General features: G+C 67.5%; 14 protein-coding genes. 10 read left to right on the top strand and 4 right to left on the bottom strand.

Translation table 11 applies throughout. The features are described 5' to 3' along the window. Nucleotides 1-123: 123 nt before the first annotated feature. Entirely contained in the window at nucleotides 124-2,205 is a 2,082-nt protein-coding gene (locus tag ACYVGE_RS10640; RefSeq protein WP_460730561.1) for a prolyl oligopeptidase family serine peptidase, read from the bottom strand. A gap of 216 nt (nucleotides 2,206-2,421) precedes the next feature. Next, nucleotides 2,422-2,733, bottom strand: a complete 312-nt coding sequence (locus ACYVGE_RS10645; protein ID WP_460729701.1) for a hypothetical protein — start codon at nucleotides 2,731-2,733, stop codon at nucleotides 2,422-2,424. Between the two features lie 109 nt (nucleotides 2,734-2,842). On the opposite strand from ACYVGE_RS10645, the gene ACYVGE_RS10650 reads away from it, so the two are divergent. The 5 genes from ACYVGE_RS10650 (at nucleotide 2,843) to ACYVGE_RS10670 (ending at nucleotide 9,329) form a co-directional block, all read left to right on the top strand. Continuing rightward, the gene (locus ACYVGE_RS10650; protein ID WP_460729703.1) at nucleotides 2,843-4,396 is read left to right on the top strand and encodes a sigma-54-dependent Fis family transcriptional regulator; all 1,554 of its coding nucleotides are present in this window, start codon (nucleotides 2,843-2,845) and stop codon (nucleotides 4,394-4,396) included. A gap of 223 nt (nucleotides 4,397-4,619) precedes the next feature. Continuing rightward, nucleotides 4,620-5,459, top strand: coding sequence for a hypothetical protein (locus ACYVGE_RS10655; protein WP_460729705.1), 840 nt, complete (start codon nucleotides 4,620-4,622; stop codon nucleotides 5,457-5,459). Nucleotides 5,460-5,499: 40 nt separating this feature from the next. Then, complete coding sequence (locus ACYVGE_RS10660; protein WP_460729707.1) at nucleotides 5,500-6,495, top strand: amidohydrolase family protein; 996 nt, start codon at nucleotides 5,500-5,502, stop codon at nucleotides 6,493-6,495. A 285-nt stretch (nucleotides 6,496-6,780) separates the two neighbouring features. Beyond that, nucleotides 6,781-8,292 carry a ComEA family DNA-binding protein gene (locus tag ACYVGE_RS10665; RefSeq protein WP_460729709.1) on the top strand — a complete coding sequence of 504 codons (1,512 nt, stop codon included), beginning with the start codon at nucleotides 6,781-6,783 and terminating at the stop codon, nucleotides 8,290-8,292. A gap of 41 nt (nucleotides 8,293-8,333) precedes the next feature. Further along, nucleotides 8,334-9,329 carry an NADPH:quinone reductase gene (locus ACYVGE_RS10670; RefSeq protein ID WP_460729711.1) on the top strand — a complete coding sequence of 332 codons (996 nt, stop codon included), beginning with the start codon at nucleotides 8,334-8,336 and terminating at the stop codon, nucleotides 9,327-9,329. 38 nt (nucleotides 9,330-9,367) lie between these two features. Here the strand turns inward: ACYVGE_RS10670 and ACYVGE_RS10675 are convergent, their stop codons facing one another. Continuing rightward, nucleotides 9,368-10,339 (bottom strand): helix-turn-helix transcriptional regulator, encoded by a 972-nt coding sequence (locus tag ACYVGE_RS10675; protein WP_460729713.1) that lies wholly within the window; start codon nucleotides 10,337-10,339, stop codon nucleotides 9,368-9,370. 176 nt (nucleotides 10,340-10,515) lie between these two features. On the opposite strand from ACYVGE_RS10675, the gene ACYVGE_RS10680 reads away from it, so the two are divergent. The 5 genes from ACYVGE_RS10680 (at nucleotide 10,516) to ACYVGE_RS10700 (ending at nucleotide 16,267) form a co-directional block, all read left to right on the top strand. Continuing rightward, nucleotides 10,516-11,199, top strand: coding sequence for a LolA family protein (locus ACYVGE_RS10680; protein WP_460729715.1), 684 nt, complete (start codon nucleotides 10,516-10,518; stop codon nucleotides 11,197-11,199). A 38-nt stretch (nucleotides 11,200-11,237) separates the two neighbouring features. Further along, nucleotides 11,238-14,123, top strand: a complete 2,886-nt coding sequence (locus ACYVGE_RS10685; RefSeq protein ID WP_460729717.1) for a molybdopterin oxidoreductase family protein — start codon at nucleotides 11,238-11,240, stop codon at nucleotides 14,121-14,123. Then, entirely contained in the window at nucleotides 14,120-14,329 is a 210-nt protein-coding gene (locus tag ACYVGE_RS10690; protein WP_460729719.1) for a hypothetical protein, read from the top strand. Before ACYVGE_RS10685 ends, ACYVGE_RS10690 begins: the two co-directional genes overlap by 4 nt. Next, complete coding sequence (locus ACYVGE_RS10695) at nucleotides 14,326-15,189, top strand: 4Fe-4S dicluster domain-containing protein (RefSeq protein ID WP_460729721.1); 864 nt, start codon at nucleotides 14,326-14,328, stop codon at nucleotides 15,187-15,189. The genes ACYVGE_RS10690 and ACYVGE_RS10695 overlap by 4 nt, the downstream gene beginning before the upstream one ends. A 136-nt stretch (nucleotides 15,190-15,325) precedes the next feature. Further along, a complete protein-coding gene (locus ACYVGE_RS10700) occupies nucleotides 15,326-16,267 on the top strand; it encodes a dimethyl sulfoxide reductase anchor subunit family protein (protein ID WP_460729723.1) in 942 nt (313 codons plus the stop codon). 9 nt (nucleotides 16,268-16,276) lie between these two features. Here the strand turns inward: ACYVGE_RS10700 and hemC are convergent, their stop codons facing one another. Then, complete coding sequence (gene hemC, locus ACYVGE_RS10705; protein ID WP_460729725.1) at nucleotides 16,277-17,197, bottom strand: hydroxymethylbilane synthase; 921 nt, start codon at nucleotides 17,195-17,197, stop codon at nucleotides 16,277-16,279. Nucleotides 17,198-17,241: the final 44 nt, after the last annotated feature.

Raw genomic sequence — 17,241 nt, forward strand, 5'->3', positions numbered from 1 at the left:
GAATGGGGTCCGGATAGGCAGTGCGCAATGGGGCGGACGGAGGCCGGAACGACAGACGGGCGCCGTTAGCGCCCGCCTGAGGATACCGCTTCGGATCGGCCGGTCCGCGGCTTCAGGACCGTATTACTTCAGCTTTTCCCACAGGAACGTGTAGGCCAGGGCGCTCATGTGCGCCGCCTGCGCGTTGTTGGCCGAACCGCCGTGGCCGCCTTCGATGTTCTCGTAGTAGGTCACGTCCTTGCCGGCCTCGAGCATCTTCGCCGCCATCTTGCGGGCGTGGCCCGGGTGCACGCGGTCGTCCTTGGTCGAGGTCATGAAGATCACCGGCGGGTAGGTGCGCTTCGCGTCGAACAGGTGGTAGGGCGAGAAGGTCCGGATGAATTCCCAGTCGGCGGTATCCGGGTCGCCGTACTCGGCCATCCACGACGCACCCGCGAGCAGGTGGCTGTAACGCTTCATGTCGAGCAGCGGCACCTGCACCACGACGGCACCGAACAGGTCGGGATACTGCGTGAGCATGTTGCCGGTGAGCAGGCCGCCGTTGCTGCCGCCCTGCACGCCGAGGTGCTTCGTCGAGGTGATCTTGTTGGCGATCAGGTCCTGCGCGACCGCGGCGAAGTCCTCGTAGGCCTTGTGGCGGTTGGCCTTGAGCGCCGCCTGGTGCCAGCGCGGGCCGTACTCGCCGCCACCGCGGATGTTGGCGACGACGTACACGCCGCCCTTCTCCAGCCAGCCCTTGCCGACGCTGCCGGAATAGCCAGGGGTCAGCGAGATCTCGAAGCCGCCGTAGCCGTACAGCAGCGTCGGCGCCTTGCCGTCGCGCTTGAGGTTCTTCGGCTTGACCAGGAAGTAGGGCACCTTGGTGCCGTCCTTGCTGGTGGCGAAGTGCTGTTCGACCACGTTGTTGCTGCCATCGAAGAAGACCGGGTTGGTCTTCAGCACCTCAGGAGCCTTGCCGATGTCGGCAATGGCCAGCGTGGTCGGCGTGAGGTAGTCGGTCGCGGTCATCCACACCGCGTCGCTTTCGTCCGCATCGACCGGGCCGACGCTGACGGTGCCGAGGGTCGGCGCACCGACGAAGGGCTCGCGCTTCCATTCGCCCTTGCTGTCCGAAAGCGGGGCCGGCGTGAGCACGCTGATGCGGTTCTTCACGTCCTCGAGCACATTGAGGACGAGGTGGCTCTTCGTCCACGCATAGCTGGACAGCGAGGTCCGCTCGCTCGGAGCGAACAGCACGGTGAACTCGCGCTTGCCGGCCATGAAGTCGTCGAACTTCGTAGCGATCAGGCTGCCCGACGCATAGGTCTTGCCGCCGGCCTGGTAGGGATCGCGCAGCTCCAGCAGCAGCCACTCCTTGTGCACCGACTTGTTGGCCGAATTCGGCGCATCGATCTTCGCCAGCTTGCCGTCGGTGCCGCGCAGGTAGAGCTCGTCGTTGTAGAAGGCGAGCGTGCGATTGGCGAAGTCGCGTTCGAAGCCGGGCGTGTCGTCATGGAAGGCGGCGATATACATGTCGTCGGCCTGGCCTTCGTAGACGGTGGTCGCGGCGCTCATCGGGGTGCCGCGCTTCCATTCCTTGACGATGCGCGGATAGCCCGACGGCGTCATCGAGCCGGCGCCGAAGTCGGTGTAGACGTAGACGCGGTCCTGGTCGATCCAGCCCAGGCCGCCCTTGGCCTGCGCACGGTAGAAGCCGTCCTTCACCCAGGTCTTGGTGGTGAGGTCGAATTCGCGGGTGACATCGGCGTCCGAACCACCGGGCGAGAGTGCGATCAGGCAGCGCTCATAGGCCGGCTTCAGGCACGACGCGCCATGCCATACCCACTTCTCGCCGTCGGCGCGCTGCTCGGCTTCATTGAGTGCGTCGATGTCGAGCACGGTTTCCCACGTCGGCTCCGCCTTGCGGTACTCGTCGAGCGTGGTGCGGCGCCACACGCCACGCTGGTGCTGCGCGTCCTTCCAGAAGTTGTAGTAGTACGCGCCGATCTTCTCGACGCCGGGAATCTTGGCGTTGGAGTCGAGGATCCCGCGGATGTCGCCTTCCAGTTGCTTGAACTGCGGCGTGGCGGCGAGCGCCGTTTCCGTCTTCGCGTTCTGCGCGCGCACCCAATCGAGGGACTGGCGGGCGTCGACGGCTTCCAGCCAGGCAAACGGGTCGGCGGCGTCTTTCATCTGGGGGGCGTCCTCGGCGTGGGCGACGCCCATGGTCGCAACGATGCCGACGGACAGTATGGCGGTCTTGAGGAACGGGGCCTTGCGGGCCTTCGGTGCTGCAGGCATGGGCATTCGGGGTGATGGGAAAGACCCGACGCTAGCACGGGGGCACGGCGTGGCCGCCGTGCCCGAGGTCATGGTGGGCTTGCCCAATCCGGCGCCGTGCGCGAGCCGGCGAGCCCCACTATTCCGACTGTTTTCAGTGACTTAGGCCGCGCGCGAAAGGACGCGACGCACGACCCCGCGCCCACGCCGGCGGGCCTGCGGACCCGCACGGCGACGGCGGGCGGCGAACACGACGGGCGCGGCGCCCGCCGCCTTCGGCAAGGGAAACCCGCGCACGGCCCACAGCGCCACGGCCGGCATGGCCAGCAGCCACAGCGGCAGCCAGCCCAGGGTTTCGCTGAAGCCGCGCGCCGCCGGCAACAGCAGGACCAGTACCGCCCCGATCGCCAGCGCGTAGCGGAGCACATCGTCGATGCGGACATCGGATTCGTCGCGGGTGTCGTTGCGGTTCATTGCAGTCTCCGGTCGGTGTGGAGCGAGCGTGGCGCGCGCTCATCTCAGAGACTGCGACGCGACGGAGGCACTCCCGGGCGGCTTCCGATGCCGGCGTACAATCGCCCGCATGTCGGCGAATGGACCAGACGCGCTGCAGGCCGCACTCGCGGCCGTTGCGCGCGCGATCGCCACTTCGCTGGAGGTCAGGGATGTCTGGGACCGCGTCGCCGACGCGTGCCACACGGTCGTGCCATTCGACGCCATGGGCATCGTCCGCATCGAGGATGGCGGACAGGTGCGTGCCGTTGCGGCGGCGGGCGAAGGTACCGAGGATCTGGTCGACCGGGTGTTTCCACGTTCCGGTTATTCGCCGCAACTGTGGCCGGACGCCGACGAGTTCCTGGTCGTCATCGGCGATGCCGAGAACGAGCTCGACCTGTCCTACCCGCTTGATCGCACCACCGTCGAGCGCGGTTACCGCTCGGCGCTGCGCGTGCCGCTGGGCCATGCCGGCAAGTGCCTGGGCTCGGTCCTGCTGGTGTCGCGAAAGCACCATTGTTTTACCGAGTCCCACGGCCACGCCCTGAAGGTGATCGCCGAAATGGCGTCGCTAGCGCTTGCACACGAACAGCTGGCGATCACGCTCGCCGAGGAAACACGGCGTACTGCCGCGGCGCACGAGCGTGCCGAACTGCTTGAGCAGCGCGTGCAGGCCCTCTCGCAGGAACTGGACACGCTGAGTACGCACCGCGTACTGGGCATCTCGCGCCCCTGGCGCGACGTCCTCGCACAGGCGGCCAAGGTCGCGCCCACCGACACGACCGTGCTGCTGACCGGCGAGTCGGGCACCGGCAAGGAAGTCGTGGCCCGCTTCATCCATCGCGGCTCGTTGCGCAAGAACGGGCCATTCGTGGCGCTCAATTGCGCGGCATTGCCGGAACAACTGCTCGAATCGGAACTGTTCGGCCACGAGCGCGGCGCATTCACCGGCGCACAGGCCACCCGGCCAGGCCGGATTGAGCAGGCCACGGGCGGCGCGTTGTTCCTCGACGAGGTCGCGGAAATGAGCGCGATCGTGCAGGCCAAGCTGCTGCGCGTATTGCAGGAGCGCGAATACCAGCGCCTGGGCGGGGTGCGCACGCTCAGGGCCGACATCCGCGTGCTCGCCGCGACCAACCGCGACCTCAAGGCCGCGATCGCGCGCGGCATGTTCCGCGAGGACCTGTATTACCGGCTCGCCGTCTTCGACATCGAACTGCCGCCGCTGCGCGAGCGCGCCGACGACATTCCGCTGATGGTGGATGCCTTCCTCGATGAAATCGGCCGTGGCATCGGCCGCCCGGCCGCCGGCATCACCAAGGAAGCGCGCGCGCGGCTCAACGCCTATCACTGGCCGGGCAACGTCCGCGAGCTGCGCAACGTGATCGAACGCGCCGTCATCCTGAGCGAGGGCGGCCTGATCTCGGTCGAGCACCTGCCGCTGACGCTGTCCACCAGCGTGGACGCCGGCGCCGCGACCACCGGCAAGGCCCTGTCGTTGCCCGAGACCGAACGCGAAATGATCGTGCAGGCGCTGGCCCAATGCGGCGACAACAAGTCCAAGGCCGCGCGCATGCTGGGGCTCACCCGCGCGCAGCTGCGTTCACGCATCGAAAAATATGGGCTGACGGCAAAGGTTTGAGTTCTAGCCCGCGCACATCGCTGCATCGGGTGTGGTTGCGACCATGGCGATCGCCAACATTGGCGATTTCCAGCCACCAATTCCGTGCAGTTGGCATCGCGGCCAATGCAGCGAGAGGCCTTGAACTCCAAGCACTTCAATGACTTGTGCGCGCAAGCAGCGCGAATCTTCAACTGGCACGCGATGTGCTCTGTAAGGGATACCCATCCCCGGAGCGCACCACGTGAAATCCCCCACCTCCCCAAAGCGGCTGCCATTCGCGACGCTGGCCCTGTGCCTGCTGGCGCCTGGCATCGCCGCCGCCGGATCCGATCCCGAAACCGAATTCACCGATGGCCAATGGCATTACGGCGCCAGCATTTACGCCTTCGTTCCCAGGATCACCGGCGACCTGCATGCGGCCACCCCCGCCGGCAACGACTTCGCCATCGCGGCCGATGATCTGATCAAGAACACCAAGTTCGCCGCCATGGGTCGCTTCGAAGCACAGAAGGGACGCTGGGGCCTGTTCGCGGACGTGCTCTACATGAACGTCGGCGATTCGATCTCGAACTCTCCGACCATAGGCCAGGGCAGCCTGCCGCTTCCGCCTGGCGTGACCGCCGATGCTTCGCTCGATGTCGAAGCAACGGCGTTCACCATCGCCGCCAACTACCGCGCGATCGCGACTGCGACCGACACCTTCGACGTGTTCGGCGGCGCCCGCCTGCTCGACGCAAAGACCGAGCTCAAGTGGCAGTTCAACACCCCGATGGGCCCGCTGCCGCCGCCGCTGGGACAAGGCAGGGGCGAAGCAAGCAAGGATGGCTGGGACGGCATCGTCGGCATCAAGGGCCGCCACCGTTTCGGCGCGCGCCGCCAGTGGTTCGTCCCCTACTACGTCGATGCCGGCACCGGCGCTTCGGACTTCACCTGGCAGGCGGCCACCGGCATCGGCTACTCCGCCGGCTGGGGCGACATGTTCCTGATCTGGCGCCACCTCGACTACGACTTCGGCCGCGACCGGATGATCGACAACCTGCAATTCAGCGGCCCCGCGCTCGGCGTCGCTTTCACCTGGTGAGCGGCGCTCACACACCTCCACTCCACTCGGGAGCACGCACATGACCTACCGTCCGCAACGCATCGACGTCCACCACCATTTCCAGCCGCCCGAGTACATCGCCGAACTCAAGCGCATTGGCATCCACTGGACCGGCGGCCCGCCGGTGCCCGAGTGGAACCTCGACATCGCGCGCGAAACCATGGACCGGCACGGCATCGCGCAGGCCATGGCCTCGGTGGTCCCGCAGGTCTACTGGGGCGACACCGCCTTCGCCGCGCGCTGGGCGCGGCACTGCAACGAGTTCTCCGCGAAGATGGTGCAGGAGGATCCGGTCCGCTTCGGTGCGCTCGCCACGCTGCCCCTGCCGGACACGCGCGCGGCATTGCATGAACTGGAGTACGCACTGGACACGCTCAAGCTCGACGGCGTGATCATGTTCTCCAGCTTCGGCGACCAGTACCCGGGCGATCCCGCGTTCGAGGAACTGTTCCAGGAGCTGAACCGGCGCAAGGCGGTGGTGCTCATCCATCCTTGCACTGCACCGCCAGGTGCGATCGTTCCCAAGCTCACGATTCCCTGGGGACTGACCGAGTTCGTGTTCGACACCACGCGCGCCGTCGCCAACCTGCTGTTCAGCGGCACGCTCGATCGCTATCCGGATATCCGCTTCATCGTCTCGCACGCCGGCGGCACGATCCCGTACATCTCCCTGCGCCTGCGCATCGGCGAGGAGATACCGGGCGTGGGCGACCGCATTCCGCTGGGCACGATGCACTACCTGCAGAAGCTGTACTACGACACGACGTTGTCGACGTCGGAGACGGTGCTGGCGGGGCTGCAGCAGTTCGTGCCGACCAGCCAGGTGCTGTTCGGCAGCGATTGGCCGCTGGTGAACGAGACCGTGGTGAGCATGGAAACCCACATGCTCGAAAGCAGCCGCGTGCTCGATGCCACCACGCGCCAGGCGATCGACCGCGACAACGCGCTGAAGCTGTTTCCGCGCTTCGCGGCTCCCACCGGCGCGTCCGCGCGCGATGAGAAGAGCACCGCCTGAACGATTGATCGCCGTTGATCACGCCGGACCCCGGCCCTCCCCTGACGGGGTCCGGCTTTTTTGGGCAGGCCGAAGGCGCCCCCGACCGGGGACTGCGCCAGACCGCGACCCTGCGGTATCCACGGTACTGACGCCCATGCGCACCCTGGTTCGGACCGCAGTGTTCAGGAAACGTCCGCGGCGATTCCCGGAATCCGGCGCATCCTGCGCGCCGTCATTCCGGTCGGTGCCATAACCCAACTCAATCCATTGACCCGCCTCTCCGCATTCCCGACGAGACTCCCCATGACCGCTTCACTCGCCACCATGAGAACGCTCACTCTTTTGCTCGCGCTGCTGCTGGCCCTGCCTCGCCTCAGCCACGCCGCGGAACTGGGCGTGCTCAGCCCCGTGCTCGCCGACGGCAAGGTGATGGAACGGGCCGCTCCCGACGGCGGCATGGCGCCGGTCGTGGAACGGGTTTCCAGCGGCGCGCTGTTCGACCAGCTCCAACGCGAGGCGCACGAGGGCTTCACCGCCTCGATGCTGGCGCTCGATGAACGCGCGCAGCGCGCAGCCGGCCAGACCCGGGTCCGTCCAACCTGGCTCTATCTGTCGCAGGAGGACGGCGGCTTTCCGCGCTCCGGATTCTGGCTGCAGGACGCGGGCGCGTTGCGCTACGTGGCCGAGCCCTTCGTCGACCTGATCGTCGATGCCGACAGCATCGACAAGGGCGACTTCGAGGAGATCTTCGCGCACGAACTCGGCCATGTGTTGTTGCGGCGACTGCTGGCGCGCCTGCCGGAAGGCTACTCCCGCACGCCGCACGCCAGCCTCAGCATCACCGACCGGCCGACCGCATTCGATGAGGGCTTCGCCACCCATTTCCAGGGGCTCGCGCGGCACCTGACCCGCAACGAACGCCTGCGCCTCGAGGACCATGGGCTCACCAGCAAGCCCTTCCTGTCGTACTGGGCCAGCAACCTGGACCGCACTGCACGGATCGACGGCGTGCGTCGCAATGTGTTCGTGCAATCCCAGCTGGTCCTGCCAGGCGAGGGCGATGCGATCACCCTGCGCGACCACAGCACGCTCTTCGACACCGCGCGCCTGAAATCCGGCGACCAGATGATGGCCTCGGAGGGCGTGGTCGCCACGGTCTTCTATCGCTGGCTGGTGCCGGGCGATACCGGCACCGCGGCCCTGGTCGAGCGTTATGGCCGCCTGTTCACGGCCCTGGCGGATCTCAACCGCAAGCGCCTCGAACCGGATTCGCCGGTGCTGGTCCGGGTGCTGCAGGCGTACGCGGCCGAGTATCCGCAGGAGAGCGCATCGCTCATGAAGCTCTTCCTCGAGACCACCTATGCGGCCACGGTCGACCCGGCCATCGCACGCCAGACCGAGGCGTTGGCGGCCGTCGGACGCGTCGGCGGAATGAACGTGGAGGCCTACGTAACGCAGCTGAAGGCCGCGCGCGCCGCGCTGGCCAGGAGCATCGAGACGACGACACCGGATCGCCTGGATGCGGCGCTGTCGACGCCGATCTGGCTGTTCGAAGCTGCGTCCGGCGACGCCGGCGATGCGTATCGCGATGGCCTCGCGGTGGATGTGAATACCGCCGAGCGCGAAGGCCTGTCGGCATTGCCCGGAATCGATGCGGCGACGGCCGACCGCATCATCGAAGAGCGCCGCGTGCACGGGCCGTACGCAAGCCTCGCCGCGTTGTTCGCGCGCGTCCCGATGCCGGCAGCCAGCGTTGGCGCACTCAAAACGCTCAACCAGGCGGCACCGAAGGCCGGCACGTACAGCCGGCGTTGAAAACGAGCCCGCTTTTCTCTCCGACACACGCAGGAAACCCCATGCAAGCCGCAGCCTATTCGCGCACCGGACCCGCCCGCGAGGTCCTCGAACTCCTCCAGCTGGATCGTCCCGAACCCGGCCCCGGCGAAGTCCGCGTCCATGTCGCCTGGTCGGGCGTCAATCCATCGGACGTCAAGAGCCGAGCGGGCACGCGTTCGAAGACATTGCCATTCGCGCAGATCGTTCCGCACAGCGACGGCGCCGGCATCATCGATGCGGTCGGCGACGGCGTACCCGCCCGCCGCATGGGTGAACGCGTGTGGATCTGGAACGCCGCCTGGGGCCGCGCCGACGGCACCGCCGCCGAATGGATCGTGCTGCCCTCGGCGCAGGCGGTGGTGTTGCCCGAAGGCGTGCCGCTGGACGTGGGTGCCTGCCTGGGCATTCCCGCATTGACCGCATGCCATGCGGTCGCTGTCGATGGCGGCGTGGCCGGCAAACGCGTGCTGGTCGCCGGTGGTGCGGGCGCAGTCGGGCATTACGCGGTGCAGATGGCTCGCCTGTCCGGTGCCAGCTGCGTGATCGCCACGGTGAGTTCGGAAGAGAAGGCCGCGCACGCACGCGCCGCCGGTGCCGATGTCGTCATCGACTATCGCCGCGAGGACGTCGTCGCGCGCGTGATGCAGGCCACGCAGGACCACGGCGTCGACTGCATCATCGAGGTGGATTTCGCCGCCAACGCCGCCCTGGACCTCTCCGTGCTCGCACCCGAGGGCCGCATCGTCGTCTACGGCAGCGGTGCCTCCGACATGTCGGTACCGTTCGTGCCCGCGATCGTGAAGAACGCGCGCATGTCGTTCTTCATCGTCTACAACCTGTCCATCGACGCGCGCGCCCACGCGATGCGGGAGCTGCACGCCTGGCTCGAAGCCGGGTCATTGCAGCACACCATTGCGCTGCGCCTGCCGCTGGAGCAGATCGCACACGCGCACGAGGTCGTGGAGTCCGGCGGCGTGATCGGCAACGTGGTGTTGCGCGTGGGTGGCGGCGAATAGCGGGGGGATTCCCCCGCCACGAAGGATGAAGCGACCGCTCAGCGCTCGTAGTTGCTCAACGCCAGCCCCAGCAGCGAGCGCGCCTGCTCGCGCAACGACGCGGGCTCCGCGATCTCGGCATCGCTGCCGTAATGCATCACGTCCATCAGCAGTTCGCGCCCCGCGCTGTAGGGCACCTTCAGTTCATAGCGTCCGTCGGGCAGGTAGCGGCCCTGCTGCTGCGAATGCCAGTGCTCGTCGGCGACCCAGCGCGCGGCCTTGGCGCTGAACAGGATCGTCGCCCAACCCTTGGGCGTGCCGGAGAAGATGCCGTAGCTGGAGGCGAGGTGGCGGTCGAGCTCGTCTTCGGCCACGTCGCGCGCGGCGTCATCCAACACCTTCGCCGCGGTGATGCGGTCGACGGAGAAGCTGCGCAGCGCATCGCGGTCGTGGTCCCAGGCATCCAGGTACCAGTTGTCGCGGTAATGGGTCAGCCGCTGCGGCGACACGTTGCGGCGCGTGCGCTCGTCGGTCGAGCGGGCGCGGTACTCGAAGCTGAGCTGCTTGCGGTCCAGCACCGCGGTGGCGACGGCACGGAAGGCGGTTTCGTCGAGCTTGCGGGTGCGGTGCGGCACCACGCGCACGCGCTCGACCGGCAGGCGGCGGCCGCCGGCGTGCTCATCGAGCAGCTTCTCGATGCGCTGCTGCAACGGCGCCAATGCGTTCGACAGCACGCCGCCGCCGCTGCGGACCAGCAATTGCTGCGCGGCGAGCAGCGCGTGCAGTTCCTCCGAGCTCAGCCACAGTCCCGGCAGCTCGAAGCGCTGCGCGTCGTCGTTGTGGTCGTAACGGAAGCCGGCCTCGCCATTGCCGACCACCGGTGCCATCAGGTAATCGCGCAGGTAGGCAAGGTCGCGGTAGACCGTCGCGCGCGAGCATTCCAGGTCTTCCTGAAGGCGTTGCACGGTCACCGGATAGCGCGCGGCGCTGAGGATGCGATGCAGGGCGTGGATGCGTTCGATGCGTTCCATGGCGGTCTGTTGGGCGTGGGGAGTGCGGCGGTGCGACGCCGAGCCGGCGCGCGTGGCGAGGTGCCGCAGCGCGCCCAAGTATGGCGAAAAAAACGCGGTCAGGATCAGGACTGACCGGATCGGATCCGCGTTTGGCGTTACCTGTAGCAGTCCGTGACCTAATTCCAGGCCCTTTCATGAACTCGCCGTGCTCACCCGTGCCGCTGCTGCTTGCCGCCTGCGCGCTTGCCGCCATGGGCGCCTGCCAGCGCGACAGCGCGGCCGCGCGCATCCCCTCCGCTGCCGAGGCCACCGCGCCGCTTGCCGGCGCGCCCGCAGCGCTGGCAACGGCGGCCAGCGCGACCCATCCACTCGATGCCAGGGACGAGATCGGCAGCGTGATGGAGCACTTCTTCAGCCTGAAGAGCTATCACGTCGACATGGATACCTCGACGCCGAAAGGCGGCCAGACCATGGACGTCGACTTCGTCGCTCCCGACCGCTACCGCTTGAAGACGCCGATGGGCACGCAGTACGTCATCGGCGACACCATGTACATGACGATGAACGGGGCCACCACGAAAATGCCGCTGCCCAAGGGCGAGATGACGGGCTACCGCGATCCCGTCCGGCTCGAGGAGAACAAGGCGACGATGACGGTGCGGCTGCTGGGCAACGAAGCGGTCGATGGCCAGATGGCGAAGAAGTACCGGATCCTCAATACCCGGCCGCATCCCAGCGAATCGACATTGTGGGTGGGCGCCGACGGCTATCCGCTGAAAATCGAAGTCACCGGCGACGCCAACGGCCAGGTCGCGCACACATCGATCCGCTATTCGCGCTTCAACGATCCGGCGATCCGCATCGATCCGCCGCGGTAGCGCGCGCGGCGAGCCAAAAGCCGCCCTACAATGCGGCCATGCGCACGCCCGCCGAGCCCGTAATTGATTACTCGCCTTCGCCCGGCGACGAGGTCAAGACCACCACCTGCTACATGTGCGCCTGCCGTTGCGGCATCAAGGTGTGGCTGGCCGACGGCGGGCCCCATGGCAAGATGATCCGCTACATCCAGGGCAATCCCGCGCACCCGGTCAACAAGGGCGTGCTGTGCGCCAAGGGTTCGGCCGGGATCATGCAGCACTACTCGCCGGCGCGGCTGGACAAGCCGCTGCTGCGCGTGGGCGAGCGCGGCACGGGTGAGTTCCGCGAGATCGAGTGGGATGAAGCACTGGAGCTCGCCACGTCATGGCTGGCGCCGATCCGCGAACGCAATCCGGATGAACTCGCCTTCTTCACCGGCCGCGACCAGTCGCAGGCACTGACCGGCTGGTGGGCACAGCAGTTCGGCACCATCAACTACGCCGCGCACGGCGGCTTCTGCTCGGTGAACATGGCCGCGGGCGGGCTCTATACGCTGGGCGGCTCGTTCTGGGAATTCGGCGAGCCCGACTGGGAAAACGCCAAGTACCTGATGATGTGGGGCGTGGCCGAAGACCACGACTCCAACCCGATCAAGCTCGGCCTGGGCAAGCTGAAGGCGCACGGCGCCAAGATCGTCGCGGTGAATCCGGTGCGCACCGGCTACGGCGCGATCGCGGACGAGTGGATCGGCATCCGCCCCGGCACCGACGGCCTGTTCGCCTTCGCGTTGATCCACGAACTGCTGAAGGCGGACCGCATCGACCTCGACTACCTGGTGCGCTACACGAATGCGCACTGGCTGGTGGTCCGCAATCCCCACAGCGCCGATGACGGCCTGTTCGCGCGCGATGGCGACGGCAAGCCGCAATGCTTCGACAAGCGCACGAATGCGCCGGCGGACGCGAACTCCATCGACGTCGCGCCCGCCGTGGTCGGCGAAGTCACGCTGGCCGATGGCCGCCGTGCCGTGCCGGTGTTCCACCTCGTGGTCGAGCGCTATCTCGACCCGCAATACTCGCCCGACGCGGTGAGCGAACGTTGCGGCATCCCCTCCGACACCATCCGGCGCATCGCGCGCGAACTGGCGGAAGCCGCGTTCGACAACGAAATCCGCCTGCCGGTCGCGTGGACCGACGCGTACGGCCGCGCCCATAGCGAGATGGTCGGCCGGCCCGTCGCCATGCACGCCATGCGCGGGATCAGCGCGCACAGCAACGGCTTCCACACCTGCCGCGCGCTGCATCTGTTGCAGTTGCTGCTCGGCGCGGTGGATACGCCGGGATCGTTCCGCTACCAGCCGCCGTTCCCCAAGCCGATCGCGCCGCCGAACCGGCCTGGCAAGACGCGCCAGGCCAACGGCGTGCTCGATGCCGCGCCGCTGGGCTTCGTGCATGCGCCCGAGGACCTCGTCGTCGATGCGGAGGGCAACCCGCGCCGCATCGACCACGCGTTCTCCTGGGCGTATCCGCTGTCCGCGCACGGGATGATGCACAGCGTGATCCGCAACGCCTGGGCCGGCGATCCCTACAAGATCGACACGCTGCTGATGTTCATGGCGAACATGAGCTGGAACTCGTCGATGAACACGGCGCAGACCATGGCCATGCTCACCGACAAGGACGAAGCCGGGGACTACCGGATCCCGCGGATCATCTACGCCGATGCGTATGCGTCGGAGATGGTCGCCTACGCGGACCTGGTGCTGCCCGATACGACCTACCTCGAACGCTTCGATGCGATCTCGCTGCTCGACCGGCCGATTTCCGATGCCGATGCGGCCATCGATGCGATCCGCCATCCGGTACTGGATTCCGCGGAGCAGCGCGAGGGCCGCGACGTGCGCGGCTTCCAGAGCGTGCTGATCGACCTCGGCGCACGCCTCGGCCTGCCCGGCCTGTGCAACGAGGACGGCTCGCCGAAGTACCGCGACTACGCCGACTACATCCAGCGCCATGAACGTGCGCCGGGCGTGGGCCTGCTCGCGGGCTGGCGCGGCGAGGACGGCACGCTGGAAGCCAAGGGCGCGCCGAATCCCGAACAGCTGCAACGCTACATCGAGAACGACGGCTTCTGGCGCAGCGAGATCCCCGAGGACGCGCGCTATTACAAGATGGCCAACCGCGGCTACCTCGAATGGGCGCAGCGCATGGGCTTCCTCGCCGGTACCGCGCCGATCACGCTGCAGCTGTATTCGGAGACGCTGCAGAAGTTCCGCCTGGCCGCACTCGGGTTTGGCGCCCAGCAGCCGCCGGCGCAGCACCGCGAACGCGTGGCGACCTATTTCGATCCGCTGCCGATCTGGTACGAGCCCTTCGAGGGCGACCAGATCGCGGACGTGAACCGCGACTTCCCGCTCAGCGCGATCACCCAGCGGCCGATGTTCATGTACCACGCGTGGGGTTCGCAGAACGCGTGGCTGCGGCAGATCGCCACGCGCAATTACCTGTACCTGCATCCGGCCACCGGCGTGAAGCATGGTCTCGCCGACGAGGACTGGATCACGGTGACCTCGCACCACGGCACCATCACCGTGCAGGCGAAGTTCGCCGCCAACGTGCAGCCCGACACCGTGTGGACGTGGAACGCGATCGGCAAGCGCAAGGGCGCGTGGCGGCTGGGCAAGGACGCGCCGGAAGGCAACCAGGGCTTCCTGCTCAACCACCTGATCAGCGACATCACCCCGCGCGGCGATTACTTCAACGCCGACCCGGTCACCGGACAGGCCGCGTGGTTCGACCTGCGCGTGCGCATCGCCAAGGCGGACGTCGCGACGGACCAGAGCGCGCCGCAGTTCGCATCCTTGAACCTGGGCGAAGCCGACAATCGCCCGCTACGCTACGGCGCGGATTTCCGGGCCGCGCGCAAACGGGAGGAGCAGGCATGACGCCGCGTCGGATTGCCGGTTACCTGTGCGTCGCGGCCAGCTTCGCCCTGATCCTGCTGCTGGGTTACGGCGTGATCGATCCGATCGGCGCTTCGCCGGCACAGGCCACCTCGATGCGCGATGTGCTGATCGGCCTGATGCCCAGCGTGCTGCTGGCGCTGGGCACCTTCGCCATCGGCCTGTGGCTGCTCAAGGGAAAGAAATGACCGCGCTGCCACCGCCCTCCCGGAAGAAACTTGGCCTGGTCATCGACCTCGACACCTGCGTGGGTTGCCACGCGTGCGCGGTCGGCTGCAAGGAGTGGAACGCCGGCGGCTTCGCCGCGCCGCTGACCGACGAGAAGCCCTATGGCAAGGATCCCAGCGGCGTGTGGTTCAACCGCGTGCACAGCTACGAGATCGCCGCCACCGACTTCACCACGCCGGCGCACGACCCCGGCGCCCACGACGCATTGAACCTGCAGGCGGGCCAGCCGCAGACGGCGTGCAGTTCCGGCCCGAGCCTCGCGCAGATCGCCGCGCAGCCGGCGATGACCCTGCACTTCCCGCGCTCCTGCCTGCACTGCGAGACCCCGGCCTGCGTGACCGTGTGCCCCACCGGCGCCAGTTACAAGCGCGCCGAGGATGGCATCGTGCTGGTCGACGAGGACAAGTGCATCGGCTGCAAGCTGTGCTCTTGGGCCTGTCCGTACGGTGCGCGCGAGTATTCGCACGTCGAAGGCGTGATGAAGAAATGCACGCTGTGCATCGACCGCATCTACAACGAGAACCTGCCCGAAGCCGAGCGCGAACCCGCCTGCGTGCAGGTGTGCCCGACGCGCGCGCGTCATTTCGGCGACCTCGGCGATCCCGAATCGAAGGTGTCGAAGCTGGTCGCCGAACGTGGCGGCGTGGCGCTGATGCCGGAGCTGGGCTATGCCCCGGTCAACCGCTACCTGCCGCCGCGGCCACGGCGCGCGGGCCAGGACGGACAGAAGACCCCATCCAATGAAACGCCACGCGAATCGCTCGACACCACCGCACTGCCACCGGTCCTGCGCTGGCTCGACCGAGTGTTGAGCCGCTGAAGCGCATGTCCATCTTCGTTCCATCTCATCGCCGCCATCCCTGGCGGAACACTCCGAACTCCGGATCGCCCGGTGCAGGCTTCCTGCCTGCCCGTTCATGCGATCCGCGCGGCAGTGCCGCGCAAGCGAGGATCGCATGAACCCCGCGCTTTCCGTCATCTTCTTCACTTCGCTCTCCGGCGCGGGCTATGGCCTGCTGTTCTGGAGCGCGCTCGCTGCATTGTTCAACTGGATGCGCCCGATCCCCCTGCTGGCTGCAGTAGTACTGGGGTTGTTGCTGGTGACGATCGGCCTGCTCAGTTCGGTGGGACACCTGGGCAAGCCGCAACGCGCGTGGCGCGCGTTCTCACAGTGGCGGACTTCATGGCTCTCGCGCGAAGGCGTGATGGCGGTGGCGACCTACGTCCCCGCCGTGGCGCTGTTGCTGGTATTGCTTGGCAACTTGCCCGCGCACGACGCATTGCACTTGGGCGTACCGAGAATCATCGCCTGCTCGCTGTTGCTCGTGCTGACCCCGTTGACGGTGTACTGCACCGCGATGATCTACGCATCGCTCAAGCCGATCCCTGCGTGGTGCCATTCATTCGTTACGCCGGTCTACCTGCTGTTTGCGCTGCTGACCGGCGGACTGCTGTGCGCGACGGTGGCCGGCTTGCTAGGCACGGTAGGCAACAGCGTGGCGATAGGCGGCATCCTGGTGGCGATCGTGCTGGGCGTGGTGAAGTGGCGCTACTGGCGCGACATCGACAGCACGCCATTGACGCAGACCCGCGCCGACGCCGTCGGCCTGCCGGGCCGCAACGTCAGCGTGTTCGAACGCCCGCACACCGAGTCGAATTACCTTACCCGCGAGATGGGCTTCATCGTCGCGCGCAAACATGCGCGCCGGCTGCGCCGGATCGCGCTCGTGCTGTTTGCCCTGGTGCCGGTCCTGTTGCTGCTGCCGGTGTGGCTATTCGTGCATCTGGACGCGGCACCTTGGTTCGCTGCCGCGGCGCTCAGCGCGCTGGTCGGCGCCTTCGTCGAACGCTGGCTGTTCTTCGCCGAGGCGAAGCACCTGGTGACACTGTACTACTGAGGCTGCGCCTCAGCCGGCATCCCCGATCAGCTCGCGTGCGCCCTGCGCCAACAGCGCGTCGGCCACCTCGAGCCCCAGGCATTCGGGCGCATCGCCGCGGCCCAACATCCCTGCGCGGACCGCACGGCCGTCGCTGGCGGAGCCGACCAGGCCGTGCAGCTGCAGGTGCTCGCCATCCAGTTGCGCGAACGCGGCGACCGGCACGTGGCAGCTGCCGTGCAAGGCGCGGTTCATCGCCCGCTCGGCTTCGACACACGTGCGCGTGGCGACGTGGTCGAGCGCGGCGCACAACGCGCGGGTGGCCTCGTCGTCGGCACGGGTTTCGATGGCGATCGCACCCTGCGCCGGTGCCGGCAGCCACTGCGGCGCATCCAGGCGCGAGCGGATGCGCGCATCGAAACCGAGCCGCTGCAGGCCCGCGCAGGCCAATACGATCGCGTCGTACTCACCGGCATCGAGCTTGGCCAGGCGCGTGTTGACGTTGCCGCGCAGGTCGCGCAGCTGCAGGTCGGGGCGCAGCGCGCGCAGCTGCGCCTGTCGGCGCAGCGAGGAGGTGCCGACCACGGCGCCCTGCGGCAGCGCCGCGATGTCGTCATGGCGGTTACTGACGAAGGCATCGGCATGGTCGGCGCGCTCCAGGATCGCCGGCAGGGCGAAGCCCGGCTCCAATTCCATCGGCACGTCCTTGAGCGAGTGCACGGCGCAATCGGCTTCGCCCCGCAGCATCGCCAGCTCGAGCTCCTTGAGGAACAGGCCCTTGCCACCGATCGCCGCGAGCGAGCGGTCCAGAACCTCGTCGCCGCGGGTGCTCATGGGCACCAGCTCCACCTCGAGGCCGGGATGCGCGGCGCGCAGGGCGTCGGCGACGTGTTCGCTCTGCCACAGGGCGAGCGGGCTCTTGCGGGTAGCGATGCGGAGGAGGCGGTTCATGGGCACATTATCGCCTGTCAAAGCACCCGCCAAAGCGCCATCAA

It is taken from the genome of Lysobacter rhizosphaerae (assembly GCF_054779795.1).

Bases quoted from the DNA above. Each gene is read 5' to 3' on its own strand.
- ACYVGE_RS10640 (WP_460730561.1), bottom strand. From the start codon at position 2,205: ATGGGCGTCGCCCACGCCGAGGACGCCCCCCAGATGAAAGACGCCGCC.
- ACYVGE_RS10645 (WP_460729701.1), bottom strand. From the start codon at position 2,733: ATGAACCGCAACGACACCCGCGACGAATCCGATGTCCGCATCGACGAT.
- ACYVGE_RS10650 (WP_460729703.1), top strand. From the start codon at position 2,843: ATGTCGGCGAATGGACCAGACGCGCTGCAGGCCGCACTCGCGGCCGTT.
- ACYVGE_RS10660 (WP_460729707.1), top strand. From the start codon at position 5,500: ATGACCTACCGTCCGCAACGCATCGACGTCCACCACCATTTCCAGCCG.
- ACYVGE_RS10665 (WP_460729709.1), top strand. From the start codon at position 6,781: ATGACCGCTTCACTCGCCACCATGAGAACGCTCACTCTTTTGCTCGCG.
- ACYVGE_RS10670 (WP_460729711.1), top strand. From the start codon at position 8,334: ATGCAAGCCGCAGCCTATTCGCGCACCGGACCCGCCCGCGAGGTCCTC.
- ACYVGE_RS10675 (WP_460729713.1), bottom strand. From the start codon at position 10,339: ATGGAACGCATCGAACGCATCCACGCCCTGCATCGCATCCTCAGCGCC.
- ACYVGE_RS10680 (WP_460729715.1), top strand. From the start codon at position 10,516: ATGAACTCGCCGTGCTCACCCGTGCCGCTGCTGCTTGCCGCCTGCGCG.
- ACYVGE_RS10685 (WP_460729717.1), top strand. From the start codon at position 11,238: ATGCGCACGCCCGCCGAGCCCGTAATTGATTACTCGCCTTCGCCCGGC.
- ACYVGE_RS10690 (WP_460729719.1), top strand. From the start codon at position 14,120: ATGACGCCGCGTCGGATTGCCGGTTACCTGTGCGTCGCGGCCAGCTTC.
- ACYVGE_RS10695 (WP_460729721.1), top strand. From the start codon at position 14,326: ATGACCGCGCTGCCACCGCCCTCCCGGAAGAAACTTGGCCTGGTCATC.
- ACYVGE_RS10700 (WP_460729723.1), top strand. From the start codon at position 15,326: ATGAACCCCGCGCTTTCCGTCATCTTCTTCACTTCGCTCTCCGGCGCG.
- hemC (WP_460729725.1), bottom strand. From the start codon at position 17,197: ATGAACCGCCTCCTCCGCATCGCTACCCGCAAGAGCCCGCTCGCCCTG.